This is a genomic window from Pseudothauera lacus (assembly GCF_003034845.1).
Classification (GTDB): Bacteria; Pseudomonadota; Gammaproteobacteria; order Burkholderiales; family Rhodocyclaceae; genus Pseudothauera; species Pseudothauera lacus.
The window spans coordinates 219,215-244,573 of sequence record NZ_PZKC01000001.1 but is presented as its reverse complement, the minus strand read 5'-3'; the positions used below and the strand labels follow the sequence as shown (position 1 = coordinate 244,573).

Sequence of the window (25,359 nt, the reverse complement as noted above, 5' to 3'; positions counted from 1 at the left end):
GCGTCTTGAGGCAGATCTCCCCGCCAGGTTGCGGTGGGACAGGGAACTGGACAGATGAAGGGCGAAGAGCGGGTACCCCAGGCAGTACCGCAAGCGTGCATCCTCATCGTCGAGGACGACACGGCACTGTATGAGGTGATGCGTGAGTATCTGGCACTGGCCGGATACCGCGTCAGGGGAGCCGTCAACGGCGGCGAGTTTCGCGCCGCCATCGCAGAGTCCTCCTTCGACCTCATCCTCCTCGACCTCAATCTGCCCGACTGTGACGGACTCGATCTGCTCGCCGCCCTGCGACAGCGTGCGGACACCTTGCTCTTCGTTGTTTCCGGGCGCGAGGACGGCTTCAGCCGCGAGCGTTCGCTGGAGATCGGCGCCGACGACTACATCGCCAAGCCCTTCAGCGCCAGGGAACTGGAATTGCGCATCCGCAACGCGCTGCGCCGCCGCCGGCCGCAGGTGGAATATCTTGGCGCGGGCGCGCTGCCGGCGTTCTGCGGCTGGCGTATCGACGAAGCGTTGCGTGCCGTCGTGCATGCCGATGGACACAGAATCCAGCTGACCCGCGCCGAGTACGAACTCCTCCATATGCTGGCCAGCGCGCGCGCGGGCGTGGTGAGCCGTGACCGCCTCCTCGACCGTCTTGCTGAGGTCGCCCGGGTGAGCAATCCGGAGACGGTCACCGCACTGGTTTATCGGTTGCGCAGGAAGCTTGCGCAGCACGGTCAACCCGACCCCATCGTCACCCTTTCCGGCGTCGGCTACCGCCTGCAGTGCTGTAGTGCTGGGGATTTATGGGCTGTGGCGGATGCGGCAAATCTGAAATAGATACTGATCAGAATGTAGAAAAACTCGGCATCCTGTTAATTTGTGAAAATGCTGACTAAAATGACAAAAACAGCAAAATGCCTTGGGGGGTTTCATCCCAGAAACTCCCCGGGGAAAACGACAGGATCAGGATGCCTGACATGAGAGCCCGCCTTCGTCCCTTGCCACTTGCCGCGCTGCTCAGCGGTGCGCTGGCGCTCGCCTGCCTGCCGGCAACGGGGGCCGGCGAGCGGGTGGGGATGCAGGTGGCGATGCTGGCGCCTCATCAGCTCGCGCCGGTGGAAGAGCCTGAAGCGCTGCCGGGACGCCGCGAGCTGCGCTCGGCGGCGCTGATGGCGCTGCATGCGGTCGATGCCGAAGCAGCGTTCGGGCTGCTCGACAGCGCCCGCGAGGTGATAAGCGCTGCGCGTGGCGGCGATGTCGAGGCGATGGCGGCGCTCGGCGCACTGTATGAGTTTGGTGTGGTCAGTCTGGCTGACATGGGTGCGGCAGCGGTGTGGTACGGCAAGGCTGCGGAGGCCGGGCATGTCGCCAGCCAGCTACGCATGGCCGCACTGCATGCCGACGGCCTCGGTGTGCGGCGGGATGCCCGGCGGGCGCTAGACTGGTTGCTGCGTGCGATCGACGATGGGGGTCTGGCGGTGCTGAAGGACAGCGCGCAGAGCGCCCGCCGTCTGCTGCCCAATGTACGCATCCGCGCCGCAACCGCCAATCTGCGCAGCGAGCCCGATACCGCTGCCGGCATTGCCGCGCAGGCGCGGGCAGGCGAGACCCTGGAAGTGCTGGAACGCCGCGACGACTGGTTCCGCGTCATTTACCCCGACAGTGATCGACCCGTATGGGTGAGTGCCCTGGTCGCCGTGCCACTTGATGATTGAGTGCGGCTTCTGAGCGAGTCAGCGCCTTCTTTGCGTTGCTGCAGCGCGTACCTGCAGGGGAATGGTGCTGGCTGCGGCGAGGGCGCCGCGCGGATCGGCGCCGTCGGGGACGAGCAGGGCGTGGCCGGTGGTGACACGCACACGACTGCCAAGGCCGTTGAGCTCCCGTAGCTGGGTGAGCGTAAGGCGGTGGCGGCGGGCAACGCTTTCCAGGCTTTCACCACGCTTGAGGCGGTAGGTCGTCCATCCCGGGGCGGATTCGGCAAGGGTCTGCAGGCGCTCGACGAAACGTTCGGAGACGCTGACCGGTACCACCAGTTGATGGCCGGCGCGGGTGATCACGGGGCGGTTGAAAGACGGGTTGAGGGCGACAAAATCCTCGATGGACATCTCCGCGAGATGTGCAGCGGTGGCCAGATCAACGCCGACCGGGGATTCCACGGTGACGAAGTGCGGGCGGTTGGGCACGTAGGGCAGCTCGAAGCCGAAGCGCTCGGGGTTGAGGACGATGTTCTTCAGCGCCTGCAGCTTGGGCACGTAGTTGGCCGTCTCGCTGGGCATGCGCAGGTCGCGGTACTCGGTCGGCAGACCGGCGCTCTCGTTGCGCTGCCGGGCGCGCCCGACCGCACCTTCTCCCCAGTTGTAGGAGGCCAGGGCGAGGTGCCAGTCGCCATGCATCTCGTAGATGTGCTGCAGATAGCTGAGCGCGGCATCGGTGGAGGCGACGATGTCGCGGCGTTCGTCCACCCATTTGTCCTGGGTCAGGCTGTAGTGACGGCCGGTGGACGGAATGAACTGCCAGAGGCCCGAAGCATGGGCGCGGGAGTAGGCGAGCGGGTTGTAGTTGCTCTCCACCATCGGCAGCAGCGCTAGTTCGGCCGGCAGGCCGCGCTGTTCGAGCTCGTTGATGATGTGGTAGAGGTAGCGTCCGCCGCGGGTGAATACCTGTTGCAGGAAGCGCGGACGTTCGAGGTAGAACTGCTCGTAATGGGCCACTCGCTCGCTGTCGAGGTCGGCCATGGCGAAGCCGCGGCGGATGCGGTCCCAGATGTCGTTGGCGTCGCGGGTGAGGTCAAGCGTCAGCACGCGCGGCAGGGGCGTGACCAGGTCGACGGCTGCTGCGGAGCCAGGCTGTGCAGGGATTTGGGCGTTCAGGCCATGGCCCAGCATGGCAAGCTGGGTGGGGGCAGCGGGCGTGTCGCCGGCGAAACCCGTTCCGGCCTGCACGAGGCTGAGGGCAAGGGCGATGCGGACGACGGTTGGCGCCATGGATGAGATGCTTTTGGCCAAAACAGGACGGCAGTCTAACGAGTGTCGTGGATATAGGTCAAATTATGCGTGCGAGAGGCCCTGAAACTAACAACGATGCGGGGTTCACCTGCTACGATTACGCCCTTAGCACGACTGCGGAAAGTGCCTGTTCATGAAGGCTCTGGTCATCGAGGATACGCTCACCAGTGCGACCCTGGTCTGCCACCAGCTTGGCAAGATGGGGTTGGAGGCGGTGCATGCGCGCGATGGTGAGTCCGGCATCGAGGCTTTCAAGCGCGAGCGTCCGGATCTCGTCCTGCTCGACATCATCATGCCCGGACTGGATGGCTTCGAGGTCGCCCAGCGCCTGCGCCAGCTCGAACGCGACGGCGAGTGGACCCCCATCCTCTTCCTCACCGCGCGCACCAGTGATGAAGACCTGCAGCGCGGCATCGAGGTCGGCGGTGACGATTACCTCATCAAACCGGTCTCCGAGGTGGTGCTGAAGGCCAAGGTACGCGCCATGCAGCGTATCGCGCAGATGCGCTACTCGCTGCTGGTGCTGACCCGCAAGCTCGATGAGGCCAATCGCGAGCTCACCCGCCTGTCCTCGGCCGATGGCCTCACCGGCATCGCCAACCGCCGCCGCTTCGACGAGACCCTGCTGAAGGAATGGCGGCGCTGCGCGCGCGACGGCCGGCCGCTGACCTTGTTGCTGATGGACGTGGATTTCTTCAAGCCCTTCAACGACAACTACGGGCATCAGGTCGGCGACGAGTGCCTGAAGGCCGTCGCCCGCACGCTGGCCGAAACCCTGCATCGGCCTTCCGACATGGTGGCGCGCTATGGCGGCGAGGAGTTCGCCGCCATCCTTCCCGATACCGACCAGACTGGTGCGCGGGCGGTTGCCGAGGCGCTGCGCGAGGCCGTCCAGGGGCTGGCCATCACCCACCGCTTCTCGGCGGTGTCGCGGGTGGTGACGCTGAGCCTCGGCCTGGCCTGTGAGTACCCCGCCCGTGGCGACGACAACGGCTTTGTTCGCCTGCTCAAGAGTGCCGATGCGGCGCTCTACGAGGCCAAGAAGAATGGCCGCAACCGCGTCGAGGTCGCTGCCGCCGCCGCAGCGTCGACCTGAAATGTGCCATCAATCTGCTGCGCGTGACGCCGGCAGCGTTGTGCGGTGCGCGCTCCTTCGCCTGTCGATCTGACATGCCTCGGCTGTTGTGCGCCGCACGCCTTGCCATCGACCCGCTGGCGACGATTTCTTCACACATTCCGAGCGGGCGGATCTTCAGAAGCTGTCCTTCCAGCGTCGCAGTTCGGCAAAACACTCCGCATCGTCCGCCGGTGTGCGTCCGCAGTGGGCTGCCACGGCTGCGCGTACGGCCGCCTCGGAGGTGCGCAGGAAGGGGTTGATGCGTTTCTCCACGGCGATCTGCGAGGGCAGGGTGGGCAGGCCGTGGGCACGCCGTTGCGCGCACTGCGCGGCATGGGCGTCACGCGCCGGATTGTGCGCTTCCACCGCACGCGCGAAGGCCAGGTTGGCCAGCGTGTACTCATGGGCGCAGTAAATCGCGGTATCGTCCGGAAGATCGGCAAGACGGCGCAGCGAGGCGTGCAGTTGTGCGGCGCTGCCGCCGAGCAGGCGTCCACAGCCGGCCGAGAACAGCGTGTCGCCGCAGAACAGCGCCTTGCCGTGCAGCCAGGCGATATGGCCGCTGGTGTGCCCCGGCACCTCCAGCACCGTGAAACCGTCGGCAAAGCCGTCGATGCGTACGCAGTCGCCCTCGTGCCGGGGGTGGCCAACGGTGGCGATGGCCTCGCCCGCCGGGCCGTAGACCGCGGCGCCGTGGCGATCGCGCAGTGCGGCAATGCCGCCGGTGTGGTCGGCGTGGTGGTGGGTGACCAGGATGGCGGCCAGGCTCAGGCCGTGGGCGGCAAGGGCGGCATCGACCACCGCGGCCTCTCCCGGATCCACCACCACCGCACGGGTGCCGGCGCGCAGCAGCCAGATATAGTTATCGCGCAGGGCGGGAAGGGCGATAATGTCCATGCCCGGATTCTGAAGCGTGCGCTGCCCATGTCAATCCTCAGTCTCTCCGACTGGCTGCAAACACCTCTCGGCCGCCATCTGATGGCCTGGGAACAGGCCAGTTTCGACCATGCGGTGAGCGACATCTTCGGCTATCACGCCGTCCAGATCGGTCTCCCGGAGATCGACCTGCTGCGTGCCAACCGCATGCCCTTCCGCCTGCGCAGTGGGCGCCTGGGAGAGGTTGGGGTGATCAACCGTGCCGAGGCGCTGCCGTTTGCCAGTGCCAGCCTGGACCTCGTCGTACTGCCCCATGTGCTGGAGTTCTCGCCCTTCCCCCACCAGGTCCTGCGCGAGGTCGAGCGCGTGCTGGTGCCCGAGGGCAGCGTCATCGTCAGTTCGTTCAATCCATACAGCCTGTGGGGTCTGCGCCGCCTGCTGGCGCGCCAGGGGCGTGCCTTTCCGTGGCGCGGACAGTATCTTTCGCCGCTGCGCGTGCGTGACTGGATGACCCTGCTGGGGATGGAGAACGAGGCCATCATGTTCGGTTGCTACGTTCCCGCCGTGCGCAGCCAGCGCTGGCTGGAGCGCTGGCTGCGCATCGAAGCCGTCGGCGCTCGCTGGTGGCCGGTGTGTGGTGCGGCCTACCTGATGCACGGGGTCAAGCGCACCCACGGGATGCGCCTGATCACCCCCAACTGGCGCGATCAGCGCGCGTCTGCGCGGCGGGCGGCGCCGGTCACCCAGCGCCCGGCCTCGCGCAGTGGCCGCGGCGAGGCTTAGGGCCTGTTCTCATTCGCCATGACGATCCGCCAGCGCGAATGAGAACAGGCCCCAGGCCTTGTGGTGGTGCGGCTTTGGTGTATGGTTCAGCCCCCGGCAGTGATGAACAGGATCGAGCGATGAGCGAAGTGGTGGATATCTTTACCGACGGTGCCTGCAGCGGCAATCCCGGCCCCGGCGGCTGGGGGGCGATCCTGCGTGCGGGCAGCCACGAGAAGGAGATCTGGGGCGGTGAGCCGCAGACCACCAACAACCGCATGGAGCTGCTCGCGGTGATCCGTGCGCTGGGCCTGCTCAAGCGCCCCGTGCATGCGCGTGTGCACACCGACAGCCAGTACGTGCAGAAGGGCATCTCGGAGTGGATACATGGCTGGAAGGCACGCGGCTGGAAGACGGCCGCCAAGGAGCCGGTGAAGAACGCCGACCTGTGGATGGCGCTCGACAAGGCCGCCAGCCAGCACAGCGTGGACTGGATCTGGGTGCGCGGCCATGCCGGCCACGTGGACAACGAGCGTGCCGACGCACTGGCGCGGCGCGGCGTCGATGCCGTGCGCAGGACCCGCAGTGCCGTCGATTGTTTTGAGGAAGGGCAATGAGACAGATCGTTCTCGATACCGAAACCACCGGACTGGACTGGCGCAATGGCGATCGTGTGATCGAGATCGGCTGCGTGGAACTGCTCAACCGCTCGCTCACCGGTCGCCACTACCACGTCTACCTCAACCCCGAGCGTGGCATCGACGCCGAGGCCGAGGCAGTGCATGGCATCACTGCCGAGTTCCTCGCCGACAAACCGCGCTTCCGCGATGTCGCGGTGGAGTTCGAGGACTTCGTGCGCGACGCCGAACTGGTCATCCACAACGCCGCCTTTGACGTCGGCTTCCTCAACCACGAACTGTCACTGCTCGGCCGCGCGCGGCTGGACGTGCTGTGCAGCGGGGTGGTCGATACCCTGAAGATGGCCAAGGAGCAGAACCCCGGCAAGAAGGCCTCGCTGGATGCGCTGTGCGAGCGCTACCAGGTCGACAACGGCCGCCGCACCCTGCACGGTGCGCTGCTCGATGCCGAGATCCTCGCCGAGGTCTATCTGGCGATGACCCGCGGGCAGGAGAGCCTGATGATCGGCCTCGACGACGTCGAGGCGGCGATCGATCACGGCGGTGAGCTGGTTCCTGTCGAGCGCCCGGAGCTGCGTGTGCTGCGTGCCAGCGCCGCGGAGGAGGCCGCTCATGCCGACCTGCTGGCGGGCATCGCGAAGGCCAACAAGGGCCTCTGTCTGTGGCTGCCGGCGGCCGCGGATGAGGCGCCGGCCGCCTGAGCGACGATGTTCAGTTTCGTGCCAGTGCGGCGACCTGCTCGGCAATCGCCAGCGCGGCGGTGAGTCCGGGGGATTCGATACCGAACAGGTTCACCAGTCCGGGCACGCCATGGACGGCCGCGCCGTCGATGCGGAAATCTGCCGCAGCCTCGTCGCGGGCGTTGATCTTCGGGCGGATGCCGGCATAGTCCGCGTGCAGCGCGCCGGCGGGCAAGGCCGGCCAGTAGCGGCGGATGGCGATTTCGAAGGCGTCGGCACGGCCTGGGTCGACGCGATAGTCGAAGTCGCTGCAGTGCGCCGGCAGGTCGAGCCACTCGACGTCGGGGCCGAAGCGTGCACGCCCTTGCAGGTCGAGGGTGAGATGCACGCCGAGGCCGGCAGCCTCGGGGAGCGGGTAGATCAGCCGGGAGAAGGGCGCGCGCGTGTCGAGGGCGAAGTAGTTGCCCTTGGCGAAGCGGCCGATGGGCAGCTGCTTGGGGTCGAGGCCGGCGATGCGGGCGGCCAGTGCGGGGGCGCCAAGGCCGGCGGCATTGATCACCGTGCGTGCGCGCAGCTGCAGCGGTTCGGCGCCGCCGGTGGCGATGACCACGCCGTCGGCAAGCGCGCGGCCACCCGTCACCGGGCTGTTGAGCGCCAGCACCGCGCCGTGGGCTTCGGCATCGCCGAGGAGGTTGAGCATCAGGGTGTGGGCGTCGACGATGCCGGTCGATGGCGACAGCAAGGCGGCCGTGCACTGCAGGGCCGGCTCCAGCGCGCGCGCCTGGCCACCGTCCAGCCACTGCAGGTCATCGACGCCGTTGCCGGCGGCATGGCGGGCGAGCGCGGCCAGATCGTCTTCCTGGGCGGCCGAGGTGGCTACCAGCAATTTGCCGCAGCGCCGGTGGGGAATGCCGCGGCTTGCGCAGTAGTCGTAGAGCAGATGACGGCCGCGCACGCACAATGCCGCCTTCAGCGAACCGTGAGGGTAGTACAGGCCGGCGTGGATGACTTCGCTGTTGCGGCTCGAGGTGACGCTGCCGAAGCGGTTTGCCGCCTCGATGAGCAGTACCTCGCGGCCATCGAGGGCGAGCGCCCGCGCGCAGGCGAGACCGACGACACCGGCGCCGATGACGACGCAGTCGACTTCATCCATGTCGGGAGCTGAAGCCCTGCGCGGGCCCGCAGGGCTTCAGCGGCGCAGCTTTTCCATCGCCCGCAGGACGTCGCGGCGGGCGATCTGGCCGACGACGCGCTCGTCGTCGACCACCGGCAGACAGCGGTAGGGCTTGGAGATGAAGATCTCGATGGCGTCGACGAGATTCGCCTCGGCGCTCAGGGAAACCACCTCGCGGGCCATGAAGTCCTGCACCATGCCGCCACGGCCGTCGAAGTAGGAAGCATTGACGGCGATCTTCAGACAGTCCTTTTCGGACAGGAAGCCGACCAGGCGGCCGCTCTCGTCGGTGACCGGGGCACCGCTGAGGTGGTGCTGCAGCAGCTGATGAATGGCGTCGAGCACGTTGGTGTCGGGCCGGAAGGCGAGATGATCGCCGATCATGTAATCCTTGACTTGCATCGACTGCAGCATGCGTGTTCCTCCCTCTTATTGTTTGGTGGCTTCCGCTGCGAGGCGGGCCTCTTCGGCCGCCTTCTGGCGTGCCAGACGCTTCTCGCACGGATTCTCACAGCCCATCTCGCATTCCAGGCCCAGCTTGCCCAGGCCGCCACAGCTGCCGGCAATGGGTTTGCGCCCGACCATGACGCCCACCGCCATGGCGACGATGAGCAGGGCAACGATGATGAAAGTCAGCAGGTAGATGGTCATGTTCGTGCTCCTCTGGGCCACGCGCGGGCAGTGCGTGGCTGCAACGGGGGGAATGATACAAGTCTGTTGGCCGCTGGCCCAGTCCTGGCCCGCTTTTCCCGCCCCATCCGTGCTGCGGGTGGCGGGGCGGGAAAGGCGCGGGCGACGCTTTACAGCAGCAGTTTGCCGCCGGGCAGGCTGCCGGCCTCTTCGAGGCGGCTGACCGTGGGCAGCAGGTCGATGCCGGTTCGATCCTTCAAGGCGTGCGCGCGTTCCCGCATCTCCGCGAGGCTGAGGCTGAGCGCATCGCCGCCCGCGCCGAAGGCCACGACGTTGCCACTGTCGCAGGACGGAAAAGCCAGCGCGCGGTCCTCGAAAGCCGTGATGATGCGCTCCAGGCTGGCGCGAAAGCCGCGCGAGCGGCCGAACAGGTTGACCGCCATCAGCCCCGTGTCGGACAGGCGGCTGCGCACCGCCTGGTAGAAGGGCAGGGTGTCGAGCACACCGGCGCGGGCGTTGCGGTCATAGCCATCGACGAGGATGTAGTCGAAGCGGCGTTGCGTGTTCAGCACGTAATCCGCGCCACAGCCGATGTGGATGGCGAGCCGCGCGTCTTCGTCCGGCAGGCGGAAGAACTGGTGCGCGGCGGCGACCACGCGCGGCTCGATCTCCACCACCTGGATGCGCAGCTGCGGGCAGTGGTGGTAGAGGAACTTGGTCACCGAGGCGGCACCCAGGCCGATCACCAATGCGGTCTTCGGCCAGATGTCGGCATCGCGCAGCAGCAGGCCGGCCATCATCTCGCGGGTGTAGGCCAGCTCCAGCGCATTGGGCTTGCGGATGCGCATCGCGCCCTGGATCCACTCGGAGCCGAAGTGCAGGTAGCGCACGCCGGCCTCTTCGCTGATGTCGATGGGCGTGCTCACGAGGCCAGCCTCTTCAGCTGGTACAGGCGTTCCAGCGCCTCGCGCGGGCTGAGGGCATCGGGGTCGATGTCCGCCAGTTCGGTGAGCACCGGGTGGGAAGGCGGTTCCGGGTCGGTGTCCGGCAGGCTGGCGAACAGGTCGGCCTGCGGCCCGGCGGTGATCTCGCGGTTCTCCAGCGCGCGCAGGCGGCGCTTGGCATCGCGGATCACCGCCGCGGGAATGCCGGCCAGCGCGGCCACCTCGATGCCGTAGCTCTGACTCGCCGGGCCTTCTTCCAGCGCGTGCAGGAAGACGATGCGGTGGGCGTGCTCGACCGCGTCCAGGTGCACGTTGGCGCACTCCGGGTAGTCAGTGTTGAGCCGCGTGAGTTCGAAGTAGTGGGTGGAAAACAGCGTCAGGCAGCGGTTCTTTTCCAGCAACTGGCGGGCAATGGCGAAGGCCAGCGCGAGACCGTCGAAGGTCGAGGTGCCGCGGCCGATTTCGTCCATCAGCACCAGACTGTGTTCGGTGGCGCCATGCAGGATGGCCGAGGCTTCGGTCATCTCCACCATGAAGGTGGAGCGCCCGGAGGCGAGGTCGTCGGAGGCGCCGATGCGGGTGAAGATGCCGTCCAGCGGGCCGATGCGCGCCGCAGCAGCCGGCACGAAGCTGCCCACGTGGGCGAGCAGGCAGATCAGCGCCACCTGGCGCATGAAGGTGGATTTACCACCCATGTTGGGGCCGGTGATCATCAGCATGCGGCGGGTGGGGGCCAGCACGCAGTCGTTGGCGATGAAGTTCTCCACTTGGCGCTCGACCACCGGATGGCGTCCGCCGGCGATTTCCAGCCCGGGGTGGTCGGAGAACACAGGCTGCACGTAGCCGTAGCGCAGCGCCGCTTCGCCCAGCGCGCCCAGGCCGTCGAGCAGCGCCAGCGCGCGGGCGATGCGCTGCAGCGCCGGGATCTGCGCGGCGAGCGTCTCCAGCAGCTCGTCGTAGAGCAGCTTCTCGCGCGCCAGCGCGCGCTCCTGCGCGGACAGCGCCTTGTCCTCGAAGGCCTTCAGCTCGGGCGTGATGTAGCGCTCGGCGTTCTTCAGCGTCTGGCGGCGGCGGTAGTCGTCCGGCACCTTTTCGGCGTTGGCACGGCTCACTTCGATGTAGAAGCCATGCACCTTGTTGAACTCGACCTTCAGGTTGGCGATGCCGCTGCGCTCGCGCTCGCGCGCTTCCAGCGCCATCAGGAACTCGCCGCAATTGGTCTGGATGCCGCGCAGCTCGTCGAGTTCGGCGTCGAAGCCGGGGGCGATTACGCCGCCGTCGCGCAAGGCCGCAGCCGGCTCGGGCGCCACCGCGCGGATCAGCAGATCGAGGAGGTCGACCGGGATGTCGAGCTGTGCACGCAGCGTGCCGAGCAGTTCATCGGCCGGCGTACCGAGCGCGCCGTGCAGTTCCGGCAGGCGGGCGAGGCTGTCGCGCAGCGCGGCGAGATCGCGCGGGCGGGCCGAACGCAGCGCCACGCGGGCAGTGATGCGGTCTACGTCGGCAATGCCGCGCAGCGCGCTGCGCAGGCTGCCGAGCACGCGGCCGTCGCCTTCACCGAGCAGTTCGGCGATGGCGCCGTGGCGGCGGGCCGCCTCGAAGCGGTCGCGCAGCGGGTGGTGCAGGGCGTGGCGCAGCCAGCGCGAGCCCATGCTGGTGGCGCAGTGGTCGAGCAGCGAGAGCAGGGTGGGGGCGGGTTCGCCGCGCAGCGTCTCGGTGATCTCCAGATTGCGCCGGGTGGCCGCGTCCAGGCGCAGGTACTCGGTTTCGCGCTCCACGCGCAGGCCGGTGACGTGCTCCAGGCTCTGGCGCTGGGTGGCCTTGGCGTAGTCGAACAGTGCCGCGGCCGCGCCCAGCGCCACCGGCATCTCCTCGACGCCGAATCCGACCAGGTCGCGGGTGCCGAAATGGCCAGTCAGCAGGCGTTCGCCGGTTTCGCCGTCGAACTGCCAGTCCGCCAGCTTGCGCAGCACCGGGGCGAGCTGCTGCAGCAAGGGCAGGGCAAGGCCATCGGGCGCCAGCACCTCGGCCGGGCGCAGGCGCTCGAACTGGGTCTGCAGCGCTTCGCTGGGGCACTGCATGATGCGCAGGTCGCCGTTGGCCAGGTTCAGCCAGGCCAGGCCCAGGGTGCCGCGGTGCAGATTCACCGCCATCAGCAGCGAATCGCTGCGGTCGTCCAGCAGCGCCGCGTCGGTGAGCGTGCCGGGGGTGACGATGCGGCTCACCGCACGCTCCATCGGCCCCTTGGTCGCACCCGGTTCGCCCACCTGCTCGGCAATCACCACCGATTCGCCCAGCTTCACCAGGCGCGCCAGGTACTGCTCGACGGCATGGAAGGGCACCCCGGCCATCTTGATCGGCGTGCCGGCCGACTGCCCGCGCGTGGTCAGCGTGATGTCGAGCAGGCGCGCGGCCTTCTCGGCATCTTCGAAGAACAGCTCGTAGAAGTCACCCATGCGGTAGAACAGCAGCGTGTCCGGGTGCTGCGCCTTGAGGCGCAGGTACTGCTGCATCATGGGGGTGTGCTGCTGGAATTGGGCCTCGTCCATGTTCGCCGGGAAGGGTGCGTTCATCCTTCGCCAGCTCAGGCCTGCAGCGTGGCCGGCCGCCAGGCCTGGATGATGGGCAGCAGTTGGGTGAAGATCTTCGGGGTGCCGGCGACGACGTTGCCGGTGGTCATGTAGTCACTCTCGCCGGCGAGGTCGGAGACCAGCCCGCCAGCTTCCTGGATCAGCAGCACGCCGGCAGCCATGTCCCACGGCGACAGGCCCATTTCCCAGAAGCCGTCGATGCGCCCGCAGGCCAGCCAGGCGAGGTCGAGGGCGGCGGAGCCGGGACGACGGATGCCGGCGGTCTTCTGGGTGAGCTCCCTGAACATCGCCAGATAGGCGTCGACGTGGTCGAACTGACGGAAGGGGAAGCCGGTGCCGATCAGCGATTCGTTGAGACGGATGCGCTTGGAGACGCGGATGCGGCGGTCGTTGAGGAAGGCGCCACGCCCCTTGGAGGCGGTGAACAGCTCGTTGCGGGTGGGGTCGTAGACCACCGCCTGTTCGAGCACGCCGTTCTTCGCCAGGGCAATGGAGACGGCGTACTGCGGGAAACCGTGGATGAAGTTGGTGGTGCCGTCGAGGGGGTCGATGATCCACTGGTATTCGCAGTTGGCGGTGTCGCCGGACTCGCCGGACTCCTCTGCTAGAATGCCGTGCTCCGGGTAGGCCTCGCGCAGCACCTCGATGATGGCGGCTTCCGCGGCACGGTCGATTTCGGTGACGAAGTCGTTGGGCGACTTGGCGTGAACCTTCAGCAGATCGACATCCACGGATGCGCGGTTGATGATGCTGGCGGCCCGGCGGGCGGCCTTCACGGCGATGTTCAGGGTGGGGTGCATGCGCGTCGGTCTCTTGAGGGAAGCGGTCGCTGGCGACGGCTTCCGCTGGAATGAAAACTAAAAACGTTGAATTTTAATATGAACGGCGCCGCAGCGCTTGACCGTATCCGCATCGTACTTTCCCGCACTTCGCACCCGGGCAACATCGGCGCCGCGGCGCGGGCGATGAAGACCATGGGCCTGAGCAAGCTCTGGCTGGTGGCGCCGCAGGAGCATCCCAGCCGCGAGGCGTGGGCGCGGGCCTCCGGCGCCATCGACATCCTCGACGCCGCGCAGGTGGTGCCGCGCCTGGAAGATGCGCTGGCCGGCACCGTCCTGGCTGCTGCGCTCACCGCACGCCGCCGCGAGCTGTCCTTGCCGCGCATGCATGCCCGTGAGGCCGCCACCGAGTTGCTGCGTCACTGCGCAGCGGGCGAGGTGGCGCTGGTGTTCGGCAACGAGACCAGCGGCCTCACCAACGAGGAAGTGGCCTTGTGCGGGATGCCGGTAAGCATTCCAGCTAACCCCGAGTACTCCTCGCTGAACCTCGGTGCCGCGGTGCAACTGCTGTGCTACGAACTGCGCATGGCGGCGCTGGCACCGCAACCACCGGCCGATCCGCTGCCCGCGCCGGCCACTCACGACGAGGTCGAAGGCTTCTTCGCGCATCTGGAACGGGTCAGCACGCAGAGCGGCTTTCACGATCCGGCCAATCCCAAGCGCCTGCTGCCGCGCCTGCGCCGCCTGTTCGGGCGGGCGCGCCTGGAGCGCGAGGAAGTGAGCATCCTGCGCGGTTTGCTCACTAGCGTCGAGCGCAAAGTCGATTAAAATAGTCGGAAATAGACCGGCAGTCCGTTTCTGGAGAGCAGTACCCATGTTCAAGCATCTGCGTGAAGACCTGGCCAGTGTTCGCGAGCGCGATCCGGCCGCGCGTTCGACATGGGAAGTGCTGACCTGCTACCCCGGCGTGCATGCGCTGATTTTTCACCGCATCGCCCATGCGGCGTGGAATCGACGGCTGTTCTGGGTGGGGCGCTTCGTCAGCCACATCGGCCGTTTCCTTACCGGCATCGAGATCCATCCCGGCGCCGTGATCGGACGGCGGGTGTTCATCGATCACGGCATGGGCGTGGTGATCGGCGAGACGGCGGTGATCGGCGACGACTGCACCATCTACCAGGCCGTCACCCTTGGTGGCACCTCGCTGTACCGCGGCACCAAACGCCACCCGACGCTGGAGCGCGGCGTGGTGGTGGGGGCGGGCGCCAAGGTGCTGGGCGGCTTCACGGTCGGCGAGGGAGCCAAGATCGGTTCCAATGCGGTGGTCGTCAAGCCGGTGCCGGCGGGCGCCACGGCGGTCGGCAACCCGGCACGCATCATCGATTCCGAGCGTGACAGCGCGCGTGAGCAGAAGGCCGAGCAGATGGGCTTCTCCGCCTACGGGGTGACGCGCGACATGGATGATCCGGTATCGAAGGCCCTGCATGGTCTGCTCGATCACGCTGTCGACACCGACCGCCGCCTGCATGCGCTGGTCGAGCGCCTGGAGGCTGCCGGCCTGAAACTCGACGGTGAGATGAAGCCGGCCGATGAGTTCGATCCGGGCAAGCTGTCGCGCATGGTCGATTGAGCCCGTGCATCGCGCTTATTAGTTGACCGTTTTTGTCGGGAAAGATATAGTTGAGCGAAACGTTCGGGTATTGCCCGGCGGCCACCCCCGAGAGCGCGAGGAGCAATCATGAGACTGACCACCAAAGGACGATTTGCCGTCACGGCGATGATCGATCTGGCAGCCCGGCAGGGCGGCGGACCGGTCACCCTCGCCGGTATCGCGGAGCGTCAGAACATTTCCCTGTCCTACCTTGAGCAGCTGTTCGGCAAGTTGCGCCGCTACAAGCTGGTTTCGAGCGTGCGCGGCCCCGGCGGCGGCTATCGTCTGGCGCGCGACATGAAGGACATCACCGTCGCCGACATCATCGTTGCCGTCGATGAGCCGCTCGACGCCACGCAGTGCGGCGGCAAGCAGAACTGCCACGACGAGCACGTCTGCCTTACCCACGATCTGTGGACCAACCTCAACAAGCGCATGTACGAGTACCTCGCCTCGGTCACCCTGAGTGCGCTGGTGCATCGCGAGATCAAGCCCGACCCCGATGTCGGCGTGATCGTCGACGTGCGTCGCCGCGCCATGGTGGCGCTGCGTGAAGCGGCGGTCTCCGCGGCCTGAGTCCGACTGCCATGTTTGCCCCCGTCTACCTCGACTGGAACGCCACCGCCCCGCTTGACGCGACGGTGCGCGAGGCCATGCTGCCGTGGCTGGGGACGCGTTTCGGCAATGCCTCCAGTCGCCACGAGTATGGCCGTCAGGCACGCGCGGCGGTCGACGAAGCGCGCGCGCGGGTGGCTGCGGCGGTGGGGGCGCACGCCAGTGAGGTGGTGTTCACCAGCGGCGGATCGGAAGCCAACAACCTTTTCCTCAAGGGCGCCGCAGCCTTGCGCAAACCCGCCGTGGTCGCCGTGAGCGCCATCGAACATCCCTGCGTGCGCGAACCGGCACGACAGCTGCGCCGCCAGGGATGGACGCTGCGCGAGATTGCCGTCGATGGCGAGGGCCGCATCGATGCCGCCGACTGGCAGCGCACGCTGGCCGAACGCCCGGCGCTGGTCTCGGCAATGCTGGCCAACAATGAAACCGGTGTGCTGCAGGACATCGCCGCGCTGGCCGCCGACGTGCGCCGCAGCGGCGGCTGGCTGCACAGCGACGCGGTGCAGGCGCTGGGCAAGGTGGCGGTGGATTTCCGCGCCCTCGGCGTACATGCGTTGAGCCTGTCGGCGCACAAGATCGGCGGACCGCTGGGCGCTGGCGCCCTGGTGGTGGACAAGCGCGTCGAACTGGCGCCGCTGATTGCCGGTGGCGGGCAGGAGCGCGGCTTGCGCTCGGGCACCGAGAACGTCGCCGCGATCGTCGGCTTTGGCGTCGCCTGCGAGCTCGCCGTGGCCCGCCTTGCGGACGAGCAGAGCCGGCTCGCGGCGCTGCGCGACGAACTTCAGGAGGCGCTCGGCGCGCTCGGTGCCACGGTGTTTTCCGCGGCTGCCGCACGCCTGCCGAACACCGTATTCTTCGCCCTCGACGGCATCGACGGCGAAACCCTGGTGGGCCGTCTGGACCGCGCCGGCTTTGCCTGCGCCAGCGGCTCGGCCTGCTCCAGCGCCAACCCGGAGCCCTCGCACACCCTGCTGGCGATGGGCGTTGCGCCCGAACGCGCACGCGGCGCCCTGCGGGTCAGCCTGGGGCGCGACAGCAGCGCCGCGGAACTGCGTCGTTTCGTCGAAACGCTGGCCGCACAGGCGCAGGAACTCAGGAATCTGGCCGCGCTGGCGGCCTGAAGCAACAACACGAACGATCTGCGGAGAAACGCAATGCTCAAGTTCCCCATCTACCTCGACTACTCGGCGACCACGCCGGTCGATCCGCGTGTGGCGGCGAAGATGATCCCCTGGCTGACCGAGCATTTCGGCAATCCGGCGAGCCGCTCGCATGCCTATGGCTGGGAGGCCGAAAAGGCCGTCGAGGAGGCGCGCGAGCAGGTTGCCGCGCTGGTCAATGCCGACCCCAAGGAGATCATCTGGACCTCCGGCGCCACCGAGTCGAACAACCTCGCCATCAAGGGCGCGGCGCAGTTCTACAAGGGCAAGGGCAAGCACATCATCACCCTCAAGACCGAACACAAGGCGGTACTCGACACCGTGCGCGAACTCGAGCGCCAGGGCTTCGAGGCCACCTATCTCGACGTCCAGGAAAACGGCCTGGTCGATCTGCAGGTGCTGAAGGCGGCGATCCGGCCCGACACCATCGTCATCTCGGTGATGTACGTGAACAACGAGGTCGGCGTCATCCAGCCGATCGCCGAGATCGGCGAGCTGTGCCGCGAGAAGGGCATCGTCTTCCACGTCGACGCGGCCCAGGCCACCGGCAAGGTGGAGATCGATCTGGCCACGCTGAAGGTGGACCTGATGTCCTTCTCGGCGCACAAGACCTACGGGCCCAAGGGCATCGGTGCGCTCTACGTGCGGCGCAAACCGCGGGTGCGCCTGGAGGCGCAGATGCACGGCGGCGGCCATGAGCGCGGCCTGCGCTCGGGCACCCTGGCCACCCACCAGATCATCGGCATGGGCGAGGCCTTCCGTATCGCCCGCGAGGAGATGGCGGCGGAGAACGGCCGCATCCGTGCGCTGCGCGACAAGCTGCTGAAGGGCCTGCAGGACATCGAGGCGACCTATGTGAACGGCGACGTCGAGCAGCGCGTGCCGCACAACCTCAACATCTCCTTCGCCTACGTCGAAGGCGAATCGCTGATCATGGCGATCAAGGATGTCGCCGTCTCCAGCGGTTCGGCATGCACCTCGGCGAGCCTGGAACCGTCCTACGTGCTGCGCGCGCTGGGGCGCAACGATGAGCTCGCCCACAGTTCGATCCGTTTCACCATCGGGCGCTTCACCACCGAGGAAGAGATCGATTACACCATCGCCCTGCTGCACAGGAAGATCGGCAAGCTGCGCGAACTGTCGCCGCTGTGGGAAATGGTGCAGGAAGGCGTCGATCTGGATACCGTGCAGTGGGCCGCGCACTGAGCGCCCAGTAACAGGAGCAAGCAAAAATGGCATACAGCGAAAAGGTCCTCGACCACTACGAGAATCCCCGCAACGTCGGTTCCTTCGCCAAGGAAGAGGAAGGCGTCGCCACCGGCATGGTGGGCGCCCCTGCCTGTGGCGACGTGATGAAGCTGCAGATCAAGGTTGGCAAGGACGGCGTCATCGAGGACGCCAAGTTCAAGACCTACGGCTGCGGCTCGGCGATCGCTTCCAGCTCGCTGGTCACCGAATGGGTGAAGGGCAAGACCATCGATCAGGCGCTGGAGATCAAGAACACCCAGATCGCCGAGGAACTGGCACTGCCGCCGGTGAAGATCCACTGCTCGATCCTCGCCGAAGACGCGATCAAGGCGGCGGTGGCCGATTACAAGAAGAAGCACGAAGGCTGACAACGGAGGTCTGCATCATGGCTGTGACGCTGAGCGAAAGCGCTGCCCGCCACGTCTCCAACTTCATTGCCAAGCGTGGCAAGGGCTACGGCATCCGTCTCGGGGTGCGTACCTCGGGTTGTTCGGGAATGGCCTACAAGCTCGAGTTCGTCGACGCCACCGAAGACCAGGACCTGGTCTTCGAGAGCCATGGCGTGAAGGTAGTGGTGGATCCCAAGAGCCTGCCCTACATCGACGGCACCGAGCTCGACTTCGTCCGCGAAGGGCTCAACGAGGGCTTCAAGTTCAACAACCCCAACGTCAAGGATGCCTGCGGCTGCGGCGAGAGCTTCAACGTCTGAGCCCGGCCTGCACAACACCTTATGAGCATTGACCTGCAGCAGGACTACTTCGCCCTGTTTGGCCTGCCGCGCCGCTTCGACATCGACGAGGGGGCGCTGGAGGCGGCTTTCCACGCCCTGCAGGGTGAGGTGCACCCGGATCGCCACGCCCACCTGCCCGACGCCGACCGCCGCCGCGCGATGCAGTGGGCGACGCGGGTCAACGAAGCCTTCCGTACCCTGCGCAAGCCGCTTGCGCGTGCCCTCTACCTGCTTGAAGTGCGCGGTGTGGACAGCGGCCTGGAGACCAATACCGCGATGTCGGCGGCCTTCCTGATGGAACAGATGGAATGGCGCGAGGCGGTGGAGGAGGCGCGCGCCGGTGGCGAAGTCGGCGAGCTCGAGCACCTTCACCAGCGCCTGCGCCAGCATGGTCGCAGCGTGCTCGCCGAACTGCAGGCGCAGTTCGCTGCCGACGACCTGCAGGCCGCGGCCGATACGGCGCGGCGGATGATGTTCATCGAAAAACTGCAGAACGACATTGACGAGGCCCTGGAGGCACTGGAAAGCTGATGGCACTGTTGCAGATCGCCGAACCCGGCATGTCCGCCGAACCGCACAAGCATCGTCTTGCCGCCGGTATCGACCTGGGTACGACGAATTCCCTGGTGGCCACCGTGCGCAACGGCATCGCCGTCTGCCTCGCCGACGAGGAAGGGCGCACCATGCTGCCCTCTGTGGTCCGTTACCATGCCGACGGCCGTATCGAATGCGGGTGTGCCGCCATGCAGGCGCAGGCACGCGACCCCAAGAACACCATCGTCTCGGTGAAGCGTTTCATGGGCCGCGGGCTGAAGGACGTCGCCCACGTCGAATCCAGCCCCTATGACTTCATCGACGCTCCGGGCATGGTGCGCCTGCGCACGGTGCAGGGGGTGAAGAGTCCGGTGGAAGTCTCGGCGGAGATCCTCAGGGCCTTGCGCCGGCGAGCCGAAGCCTCGCTGGGCGGCGAGCTCACCGGGGTGGTGATCACCGTGCCGGCCTATTTCGACGATGCCCAGCGGCAGGCCACCAAGGATGCGGCCACCCTTGCCGGGCTGAATGTCCTGCGGCTGCTCAACGAACCCACCGCGGCAGCGGTGGCCTATGGCCTCGACAATGCCTCCGAGGGTGTCTATGCGGTGTATGACCTCGGCGGCGGCACCTTCGATCTTTCCATCCTCAAGCTCTCGCGCGGCATCTTCGAGGTGCTGGCCACCAACGGCGATGCCGCCCTCGGTGGGGACGACTTCGATCATCGCCTGTTCTGCTGGATCCTCGATCAGGCCTGCATCGAGCCGCCGTCCTCGGAGGACGCCCGCCTGCTGCAGATGAAGGCCCGCGAAACCAAGGAGCTGCTCACCTCCTGTGCCGAGGCGCCGATTCACGTGCGTCTGGGCAGCGGTGAGGAGATCAGCCTCAGCATCAGCCGTGAGCAGTTCGAGGACATCACCGCACATCTGGTACGCAAGACCCTGGCGCCGATGCGCAAGGCGCTGCGCGATGCCGGACTCGACGCCGAAGCGGTGAAGGGCGTGGTGATGGTCGGCGGCGCCACCCGCATGCCGCAGATCCAGCGCTCGGTGGCGGAGTTCTTCGGCCAGGAGCCGCTCACCAACCTCGACCCCGACAAGGTGGTGGCGCTCGGCGCGGCCATCCAGGCCAACGTGCTGGCCGGCAACCGCAAGGACGAGGACGACTGGCTGCTGCTCGACGTCATCCCGCTGTCGCTCGGTCTGGAAACCATGGGCGGGCTGACCGAGAAGCTGGTGCCGCGCAATTCCACCCTGCCGATCGCCCGTGCGCAGGAGTTCACCACCTTCAAGGATGGGCAGACGGCGATGGCCTTCCATGTCGTCCAGGGCGAGCGCGAGCTGGTGTCCGACTGCCGCTCGCTGGCGCGCTTCGAACTGCGCGGCATCCCGCCGATGGTGGCCGGCGCGGCGCGCATCCGGGTGACCTTCCAGGTCGATGCCGATGGCCTGCTGTCGGTGTCGGCGCGCGAGATGTCCTCGGGCGTGGAGGCCAGCGTACTGGTCAAGCCGTCCTACGGTCTCACCGACGACGAGATTGCCGGCATGCTGCGTGCTGGCGTGGATCATGCCAACGACGACATGCGCGCCCGTGCGCTGCGCGAACAGCAGGTCGAAGGTCAGCGCCTGATCGAGGCCACCGAACACGCGCTGGGCGAGGACGGCGACCTCCTCGACGGCGAGGAGCGCGCGGCGATTGCCGCCGCCATCAACGAACTGCGCGCGGCCTGCGGTGCCAGCGATCACCACCGCATCCGCCGCCTGATCGACGAGCTCGCGCGCGCTACTGCAGATTTCGCCGCGCGGCGCATGGACCGCAGCGTGCGGGCCGCACTGGCCGGCCACAAGGTAGACGAGATTCCGCTATGACCCAGGTTATCGTGCTTCCCCACGTCGAACTGTGCCCGGAAGGCACGGTGATCGACGCCCGTCCCGGCGACTCGCTGTGCGACGCGCTGCTCGCCAGCGGCATCGAGATCGAGCATGCGTGCGAGAAGTCGTGCGCGTGCACGACCTGCCACGTCATCGTCCGCGAGGGTTTCGACAGTCTTGGCGAGGCCAGCGAGGACGAGGAAGACCTTCTCGACAAGGCCTGGGGCCTGGAGCCGCAGTCACGTCTGTCCTGTCAGACGGTGGTCGGCAGCACGCCGCTGGTGGTCGAGATTCCGCGCTACACCATCAACATGGCCCGGGAGGGCAAGCACTGATGAAGTGGACAGAAGTCGAGGAGATCGCCATCCAGCTCAGCGACGCCCACCCGGACGTTGACCCGCTGAAGGTCAATTTCGTCGATCTGATGCGCTGGGTGATGGCCTTGCCGGAATTCGACGACGACCCTGCGCGCTGCGGCGAGCGCATCCTCGAAGCCATCCAGCAGGCCTGGATCGACGAGGTCGCCTGAGCCCGCGCTCAGTAGCCGTAGGCGCCGTGCTCCGCGGCTTCGTTGAGCGACAGCCAGTACACGCCGAGCTGGCCGACCGCTTCGATGAAGCGTTCGAAATCCACCGGTTTGCGGATGTAGCTGTTGGCGCCGAGGCGGTAGGCCTCGCGGATGTCCTGCACCTCGCGTGAAGTGGTCAGCACCACCACGGGAATCAGCTCGGTACGTTCGTCGGCGCGGATGCGACGCAAGACCTCAAGGCCATCGATGCGCGGCAGCTTGAGATCGAGCAGGATCACAGCCGGCATCTGCGAGGTGTCGCGGCCCTGGTGGCCACCGGTGCCGAACAGGTAGTCGATCGCTTCCACGCCGTCGTGCGCCACGACGACGCGATTCTGGATGTGATTCTTGCCGAAGGCCCGCAGGGTGAGGGCTTCATCGTCGGGATTGTCCTCGACGAGCAGGATCGGGCGACCGTCTGCCATGCGCTCAGCTCCTTCAGTTGAGATCTTCCCGGCGCACCACGAAGACCATGTCCTCACCGCCGCGGGTGGACAGCCAGGTCAGTGGCAGGTTGGGGAAGGCTTCTTCGACCAGGGCACGGTTGTGCCCCACCTCTACGGCCAGTATACCGCCAGGATTGAGATGTTCGCGCGCTTCGGCGAGCAGCCTGCGCACCACGTCGAGGCCGTCTTCACCGGCACCCAGGGCCATCTGCGGCTCGTGGAGGTATTCGGCGGGCAGGGCGGCCACCGCCGCCGCGGTGACATAGGGCGGGTTGCTGATGATGAGGTCGAAGCGTCGCCCCGCGAGACCTCCGAAGACGTCGCTGCGCACCAGCTCGATGCGCTCGTCGAGGCCGTAGTCGGCGACGTTGCGAGCAGCCACCTCAAGGGCATCGGTGGAGAGGTCGGCGGCGACGATTCCGGCCTGCGGGAAGGCATGGGCCATCAGCACTGCCAGGCAGCCCGATCCGGTACACAGGTCGAGCGCGCTGCCGACGGCTTCGGGATCATCGACCCAGGGGGCAAAGCCGTCTTCGAGCAGTTCGGCGAAGAAGGAGCGCGGTACGATGACGCGCTCGTCGACATAGAAGCGGAATTCGCCCAGCCAGGCCTCATTGACCAGGTAGGCGGTGGGGACGCGTTCATCGACGCGGCGGTTGATGCGGGCGAAGAGCTCGTCGCGCTCCTCGGAGGTGATGCAGGCGTCGAGGAAGGGTTCGAGACGCTCCAGGGGCAGCGCCAGGGTGGCCATCAGCAGCCAGGCGGCCTCGTCGTAGGCGTCCGTGCAACCATGGCCGAAGAACACGCCGCCGCGGTTGAAGCGCGTCACCGCGTAGCGCAGCCAGTCGCGCAGGGTGACCAGCTCGGCGAGCGGGCCGTGCTCGTGTTCATGCTCATCGTGGTGTTCGTTGACGTCGTTCATCGTGGGCTCAGGCGGGCGTGTCCAGCAGAAGGTTTTCCAGGGTGCGGCGGTAGATTTCGGCGAGCGCTTCGACGGCATCCACCGCGACGCACTCGTTGACCTTGTGGATGGTGGCATTGACCGGCCCGCATTCGACCACTTCGGCGCAGATGTCGGCGATGAAGCGGCCATCGGAGGTGCCCCCGGTGGTCGACAGCTCGGTGTCCACGCCCGTGGTGCTGCGGATCGCCGCGCTCACCGCGGCGACCAGACGGCCGCGCCCGGTGATGAAGGGCTTGCCGGAGAGCTGCCAGTCGAGCTGGTAGTCGAGGCCGTGGCGGTCGAGCACGGCATGGGTACGCGCCTTCAGCTCGTCGGCAGTGCTCGCCGAGGAGAAGCGGAAGTTGAACAGCACCTCGCACTCGCCGGGGATGATGTTGGTGGCCCCGGTGCCGCCGCGGATGTTGGAGACCTGCAAGGTGGTGGGCGGGAAGAACTCGTTGCCCTCGTCCCAGCGCGTGGCGGCCAGTTCGGCGAGGGCCGGGGCGAGCTCATGAATGGGGTTGCGCGCCAGCTGCGGATAGGCGACATGGCCCTGTATGCCGCGCACCCGCAGGGTGCCGGAAAGCGAGCCGCGGCGGCCGTTCTTGATCATGTCGCCAAGGGTGTTGACCGAGGTCGGCTCGCCGACCACGCACCAGTCGAGGCGCTCGCCGCGTGCGGCGAGGGTTTCGACTACCTTCACGGTGCCATCGGTGGCCGGGCCTTCCTCGTCGGAGGTCAGCAGCACGGCGATGGAGCCGGGATGGTCGGGGTGGGCGGCGACGAAGGTCTCGATGGCGGTGACGAAGGCGGCCAGTGAGGTCTTCATGTCGGCGGCGCCGCGACCGTAGAGGAAGCCGTCGCGCAGCGCGGGAATGAAGGGCTGGCTGTTCCAGGCCTCCAGCGGTCCGGTGGGGACGACGTCGGTGTGGCCGGCGAAGCACAGCACCGGGGCGCTGCGCCCGCGGCGCGCCCACAGGTTGCTGACGCCCTTGCTGTCGATGCGTTCGAGCTCGAAGCCGAGCGGGGCGAGGCGTGCGCCGATCAGCTCAAGGCAGCCGGCATCTTCGGGGGTCACGGAGGGGCGGGCGATGAGCTCGCTCGCCAGCGCCAGGGTGGGGGTGGTGCTGGGGGTCGACATGAAAATCCGGTGAAAGGTGGTGCCCAGGGCGCGCCGGCGGCTCAGTTGCCGCTGTCGTCGTCCATGTGCAGGGTGAATTCGCGGAACGAGGTGCCGTCGGGCTGGGTGCGTTCGAAGTCGATGACCGGATCGGGGCCTTTCTGGCGTGCCTGTTGCGCGGGCGTGCTTTCGAACTGGGCGTTGTTGATCATCCAGTGCAGGTTGGTCGGCGAGTCGGCGTTGGCCAGTGCCTCGTCGAGGGTGATGACCTTCTCGTGATAGAGGCGGAAGAGGTCATGCTCGAAGGTCTGCGAGCCGGGCGCGAGGCTCTGCTCCATGGCCTCCTTGACCGCGTTGAGTTCGCCGCGCTCGACCAGTTCGGCGACGTGGCGGGTGTTCATAAGCATTTCCACCGCCGGGATGCGCTTGCCGTCGGGCTTGCGCACCAGACGCTGGGAAATGACGCACCTGAGCGCCACCGCCAGATCGAGATAGAGCAGCGGGCGGTTTTCCAGCGGGAAGAAGTTAACGATGCGGTTCAGCGCATGGTAGGCGTTGTTGGCGTGCAGCGTGGCCAGGCACAGGTGGCCGGTCTGCGAATAGGCCAGCGCGGCCTGCATGGTCTCGCGGTCGCGGATCTCGCCGATCAGGATGCAGTCCGGCGCCTGTCGCATGGCGTTGCGCAGCGCTTCGTGCCAGCTGTGGGTGTCGATGCCCACTTCACGCTGGTTGACGACCGACTTGCGGTGCTTGAAGAGATACTCGATGGGGTCTTCGACGGTGAGGATGTGCCCGGACTTGTTGCGGTTGCGGTGGTCGATCATCGACGCCAGCGTGGTCGACTTGCCCGAACCGGTGGCGCCGACGACGAGGATCAGGCCACGTTTCTCCATCACCACGTCGGCCAGCGTATTGGGCAGGCCGAGCAGATCGAGGGTGGGGATGTCGCCCTGGATGTAGCGCACCACGATGCCGACGCTGTTGCGCTGCCAGAACACGTTGACGCGGAAGTTGCCCAGATCGCGGCGTCCGAAGGAGAGGTTGAGCTCCTTGTCGCGCTCGAAGCGTTCGATCTGCTCCGGGTTCATCATCTCGTACACCATGCGCTTGATCATGGGTGGCTCCATGACCTGCTGGTTGATCGGCATGGTGTGGCCCTGGATCTTGATGTGGATGGGCGCACCCGCCGAGATGAAGATGTCTGAGGCCTGCTTGTCGGCCATCAGCTGAAACAGCTTGTCGAACATCATCGGCGGGGGCTCCGGTTCAGGGCAGGGCAGGGGCGGGGCAGC

General features: G+C 67.0%; 29 protein-coding genes. 17 read left to right on the top strand and 12 right to left on the bottom strand.

Going from position 1 to position 25,359, the window contains the following annotated elements:
- Window positions 1-54: 54 nt before the first annotated feature.
- Window positions 55-825, top strand: a complete 771-nt coding sequence (locus tag C8261_RS01125) for a response regulator transcription factor (protein ID WP_107491809.1) — start codon at window positions 55-57, stop codon at window positions 823-825.
- Between the two features lie 140 nt (window positions 826-965).
- Window positions 966-1,703, top strand: a complete 738-nt coding sequence (locus tag C8261_RS01120; RefSeq protein ID WP_181358791.1) for an SH3 domain-containing protein — start codon at window positions 966-968, stop codon at window positions 1,701-1,703.
- 18 nt (window positions 1,704-1,721) lie between these two features.
- Here the strand turns inward: C8261_RS01120 and C8261_RS01115 are convergent, their stop codons facing one another.
- Complete coding sequence (locus C8261_RS01115; protein WP_181358790.1) at window positions 1,722-2,972, bottom strand: transglycosylase SLT domain-containing protein; 1,251 nt, start codon at window positions 2,970-2,972, stop codon at window positions 1,722-1,724.
- Between the two features lie 154 nt (window positions 2,973-3,126).
- Between C8261_RS01115 and C8261_RS01110 the strand changes: the two genes are divergently transcribed.
- A complete protein-coding gene (locus tag C8261_RS01110) occupies window positions 3,127-4,089 on the top strand; it encodes a diguanylate cyclase (protein ID WP_107491807.1) in 963 nt (320 codons plus the stop codon).
- Window positions 4,090-4,245: 156 nt separating this feature from the next.
- Here the strand turns inward: C8261_RS01110 and gloB are convergent, their stop codons facing one another.
- A complete protein-coding gene (gloB, locus tag C8261_RS01105; protein WP_107491806.1) occupies window positions 4,246-5,007 on the bottom strand; it encodes a hydroxyacylglutathione hydrolase in 762 nt (253 codons plus the stop codon).
- A gap of 27 nt (window positions 5,008-5,034) precedes the next feature.
- Between gloB and C8261_RS01100 the strand changes: the two genes are divergently transcribed.
- The 3 genes from C8261_RS01100 (at window position 5,035) to dnaQ (ending at window position 7,087) form a co-directional block, all read left to right on the top strand.
- The gene (locus C8261_RS01100; RefSeq protein ID WP_107491805.1) at window positions 5,035-5,769 is read left to right on the top strand and encodes a class I SAM-dependent methyltransferase; all 735 of its coding nucleotides are present in this window, start codon (window positions 5,035-5,037) and stop codon (window positions 5,767-5,769) included.
- A gap of 119 nt (window positions 5,770-5,888) precedes the next feature.
- The gene (gene rnhA, locus C8261_RS01095) at window positions 5,889-6,365 is read left to right on the top strand and encodes a ribonuclease HI (protein WP_107491804.1); all 477 of its coding nucleotides are present in this window, start codon (window positions 5,889-5,891) and stop codon (window positions 6,363-6,365) included.
- The gene (gene dnaQ, locus C8261_RS01090; RefSeq protein ID WP_107491803.1) at window positions 6,362-7,087 is read left to right on the top strand and encodes a DNA polymerase III subunit epsilon; all 726 of its coding nucleotides are present in this window, start codon (window positions 6,362-6,364) and stop codon (window positions 7,085-7,087) included. The genes rnhA and dnaQ overlap by 4 nt, the downstream gene beginning before the upstream one ends.
- 10 nt (window positions 7,088-7,097) lie before the next feature.
- On the opposite strand, the gene C8261_RS01085 is transcribed toward dnaQ, so the two are convergent.
- The 6 genes from C8261_RS01085 to C8261_RS01060 all read right to left on the bottom strand — a co-directional run bounded on the left by C8261_RS01085 (window position 7,098) and on the right by C8261_RS01060 (window position 13,205).
- Entirely contained in the window at window positions 7,098-8,219 is a 1,122-nt protein-coding gene (locus C8261_RS01085) for an NAD(P)/FAD-dependent oxidoreductase (RefSeq protein WP_107491802.1), read from the bottom strand.
- 36 nt (window positions 8,220-8,255) lie between these two features.
- Window positions 8,256-8,642 carry a CBS domain-containing protein gene (locus tag C8261_RS01080; protein WP_235864791.1) on the bottom strand — a complete coding sequence of 129 codons (387 nt, stop codon included), beginning with the start codon at window positions 8,640-8,642 and terminating at the stop codon, window positions 8,256-8,258.
- Window positions 8,643-8,669: 27 nt separating this feature from the next.
- Complete coding sequence (nqrM, locus tag C8261_RS01075) at window positions 8,670-8,891, bottom strand: (Na+)-NQR maturation NqrM (protein WP_107491800.1); 222 nt, start codon at window positions 8,889-8,891, stop codon at window positions 8,670-8,672.
- A gap of 149 nt (window positions 8,892-9,040) precedes the next feature.
- Window positions 9,041-9,796 carry a fused MFS/spermidine synthase gene (locus C8261_RS01070; RefSeq protein WP_107491799.1) on the bottom strand — a complete coding sequence of 252 codons (756 nt, stop codon included), beginning with the start codon at window positions 9,794-9,796 and terminating at the stop codon, window positions 9,041-9,043.
- On the bottom strand, window positions 9,793-12,387 hold the full coding sequence (mutS, locus tag C8261_RS01065; RefSeq protein WP_235864790.1) for a DNA mismatch repair protein MutS: 2,595 nt from the start codon (window positions 12,385-12,387) through the stop codon (window positions 9,793-9,795). Before mutS ends, C8261_RS01070 begins: the two co-directional genes overlap by 4 nt.
- An 11-nt stretch (window positions 12,388-12,398) precedes the next feature.
- Window positions 12,399-13,205, bottom strand: a complete 807-nt coding sequence (locus C8261_RS01060) for an inositol monophosphatase family protein (RefSeq protein ID WP_107491798.1) — start codon at window positions 13,203-13,205, stop codon at window positions 12,399-12,401.
- A gap of 78 nt (window positions 13,206-13,283) precedes the next feature.
- On the opposite strand from C8261_RS01060, the gene C8261_RS01055 reads away from it, so the two are divergent.
- The 11 genes from C8261_RS01055 to iscX all read left to right on the top strand — a co-directional run bounded on the left by C8261_RS01055 (window position 13,284) and on the right by iscX (window position 21,519).
- Window positions 13,284-14,012: an RNA methyltransferase gene (locus C8261_RS01055; RefSeq protein WP_107491797.1), complete on the top strand. Its 729-nt coding sequence runs from the start codon at window positions 13,284-13,286 to the stop codon at window positions 14,010-14,012.
- Between the two features lie 46 nt (window positions 14,013-14,058).
- Window positions 14,059-14,814 carry a serine O-acetyltransferase gene (cysE, locus tag C8261_RS01050; RefSeq protein ID WP_107491796.1) on the top strand — a complete coding sequence of 252 codons (756 nt, stop codon included), beginning with the start codon at window positions 14,059-14,061 and terminating at the stop codon, window positions 14,812-14,814.
- A gap of 108 nt (window positions 14,815-14,922) precedes the next feature.
- Complete coding sequence (gene iscR, locus C8261_RS01045; RefSeq protein ID WP_107491795.1) at window positions 14,923-15,411, top strand: Fe-S cluster assembly transcriptional regulator IscR; 489 nt, start codon at window positions 14,923-14,925, stop codon at window positions 15,409-15,411.
- A gap of 11 nt (window positions 15,412-15,422) precedes the next feature.
- Window positions 15,423-16,571: a cysteine desulfurase family protein gene (locus C8261_RS01040; protein WP_107491794.1), complete on the top strand. Its 1,149-nt coding sequence runs from the start codon at window positions 15,423-15,425 to the stop codon at window positions 16,569-16,571.
- A 33-nt stretch (window positions 16,572-16,604) separates the two neighbouring features.
- Entirely contained in the window at window positions 16,605-17,816 is a 1,212-nt protein-coding gene (locus tag C8261_RS01035; RefSeq protein ID WP_107491793.1) for an IscS subfamily cysteine desulfurase, read from the top strand.
- A gap of 26 nt (window positions 17,817-17,842) precedes the next feature.
- The gene (iscU, locus tag C8261_RS01030) at window positions 17,843-18,226 is read left to right on the top strand and encodes a Fe-S cluster assembly scaffold IscU (protein WP_107491792.1); all 384 of its coding nucleotides are present in this window, start codon (window positions 17,843-17,845) and stop codon (window positions 18,224-18,226) included.
- A gap of 17 nt (window positions 18,227-18,243) precedes the next feature.
- Window positions 18,244-18,567 (top strand): iron-sulfur cluster assembly protein IscA, encoded by a 324-nt coding sequence (iscA, locus tag C8261_RS01025; RefSeq protein ID WP_107491791.1) that lies wholly within the window; start codon window positions 18,244-18,246, stop codon window positions 18,565-18,567.
- 21 nt (window positions 18,568-18,588) lie between these two features.
- Window positions 18,589-19,119 (top strand): Fe-S protein assembly co-chaperone HscB, encoded by a 531-nt coding sequence (gene hscB / locus C8261_RS01020; RefSeq protein WP_107491790.1) that lies wholly within the window; start codon window positions 18,589-18,591, stop codon window positions 19,117-19,119.
- Window positions 19,119-20,987 carry a Fe-S protein assembly chaperone HscA gene (gene hscA / locus C8261_RS01015; RefSeq protein ID WP_107491789.1) on the top strand — a complete coding sequence of 623 codons (1,869 nt, stop codon included), beginning with the start codon at window positions 19,119-19,121 and terminating at the stop codon, window positions 20,985-20,987. Before hscB ends, hscA begins: the two co-directional genes overlap by 1 nt.
- Window positions 20,984-21,325, top strand: coding sequence for an ISC system 2Fe-2S type ferredoxin (gene fdx, locus C8261_RS01010; protein ID WP_107491788.1), 342 nt, complete (start codon window positions 20,984-20,986; stop codon window positions 21,323-21,325). The genes hscA and fdx overlap by 4 nt, the downstream gene beginning before the upstream one ends.
- A complete protein-coding gene (gene iscX / locus C8261_RS01005) occupies window positions 21,325-21,519 on the top strand; it encodes a Fe-S cluster assembly protein IscX (protein WP_107491787.1) in 195 nt (64 codons plus the stop codon). Before fdx ends, iscX begins: the two co-directional genes overlap by 1 nt.
- 8 nt (window positions 21,520-21,527) lie before the next feature.
- Here the strand turns inward: iscX and C8261_RS01000 are convergent, their stop codons facing one another.
- The 4 genes from C8261_RS01000 to C8261_RS00985 are packed head-to-tail and all read right to left on the bottom strand — an operon-like array spanning window position 21,528 to window position 25,317.
- Complete coding sequence (locus C8261_RS01000; RefSeq protein ID WP_107491786.1) at window positions 21,528-21,983, bottom strand: response regulator; 456 nt, start codon at window positions 21,981-21,983, stop codon at window positions 21,528-21,530.
- A 13-nt stretch (window positions 21,984-21,996) separates the two neighbouring features.
- Complete coding sequence (gene prmB, locus C8261_RS00995) at window positions 21,997-22,926, bottom strand: 50S ribosomal protein L3 N(5)-glutamine methyltransferase (RefSeq protein ID WP_107491785.1); 930 nt, start codon at window positions 22,924-22,926, stop codon at window positions 21,997-21,999.
- Window positions 22,927-22,933: 7 nt separating this feature from the next.
- Complete coding sequence (gene dapE / locus C8261_RS00990) at window positions 22,934-24,088, bottom strand: succinyl-diaminopimelate desuccinylase (RefSeq protein ID WP_107491784.1); 1,155 nt, start codon at window positions 24,086-24,088, stop codon at window positions 22,934-22,936.
- Window positions 24,089-24,129: 41 nt separating this feature from the next.
- Complete coding sequence (locus C8261_RS00985) at window positions 24,130-25,317, bottom strand: PilT/PilU family type 4a pilus ATPase (RefSeq protein WP_107491783.1); 1,188 nt, start codon at window positions 25,315-25,317, stop codon at window positions 24,130-24,132.
- Between the last annotated feature and the right edge of the window lie 42 nt (window positions 25,318-25,359).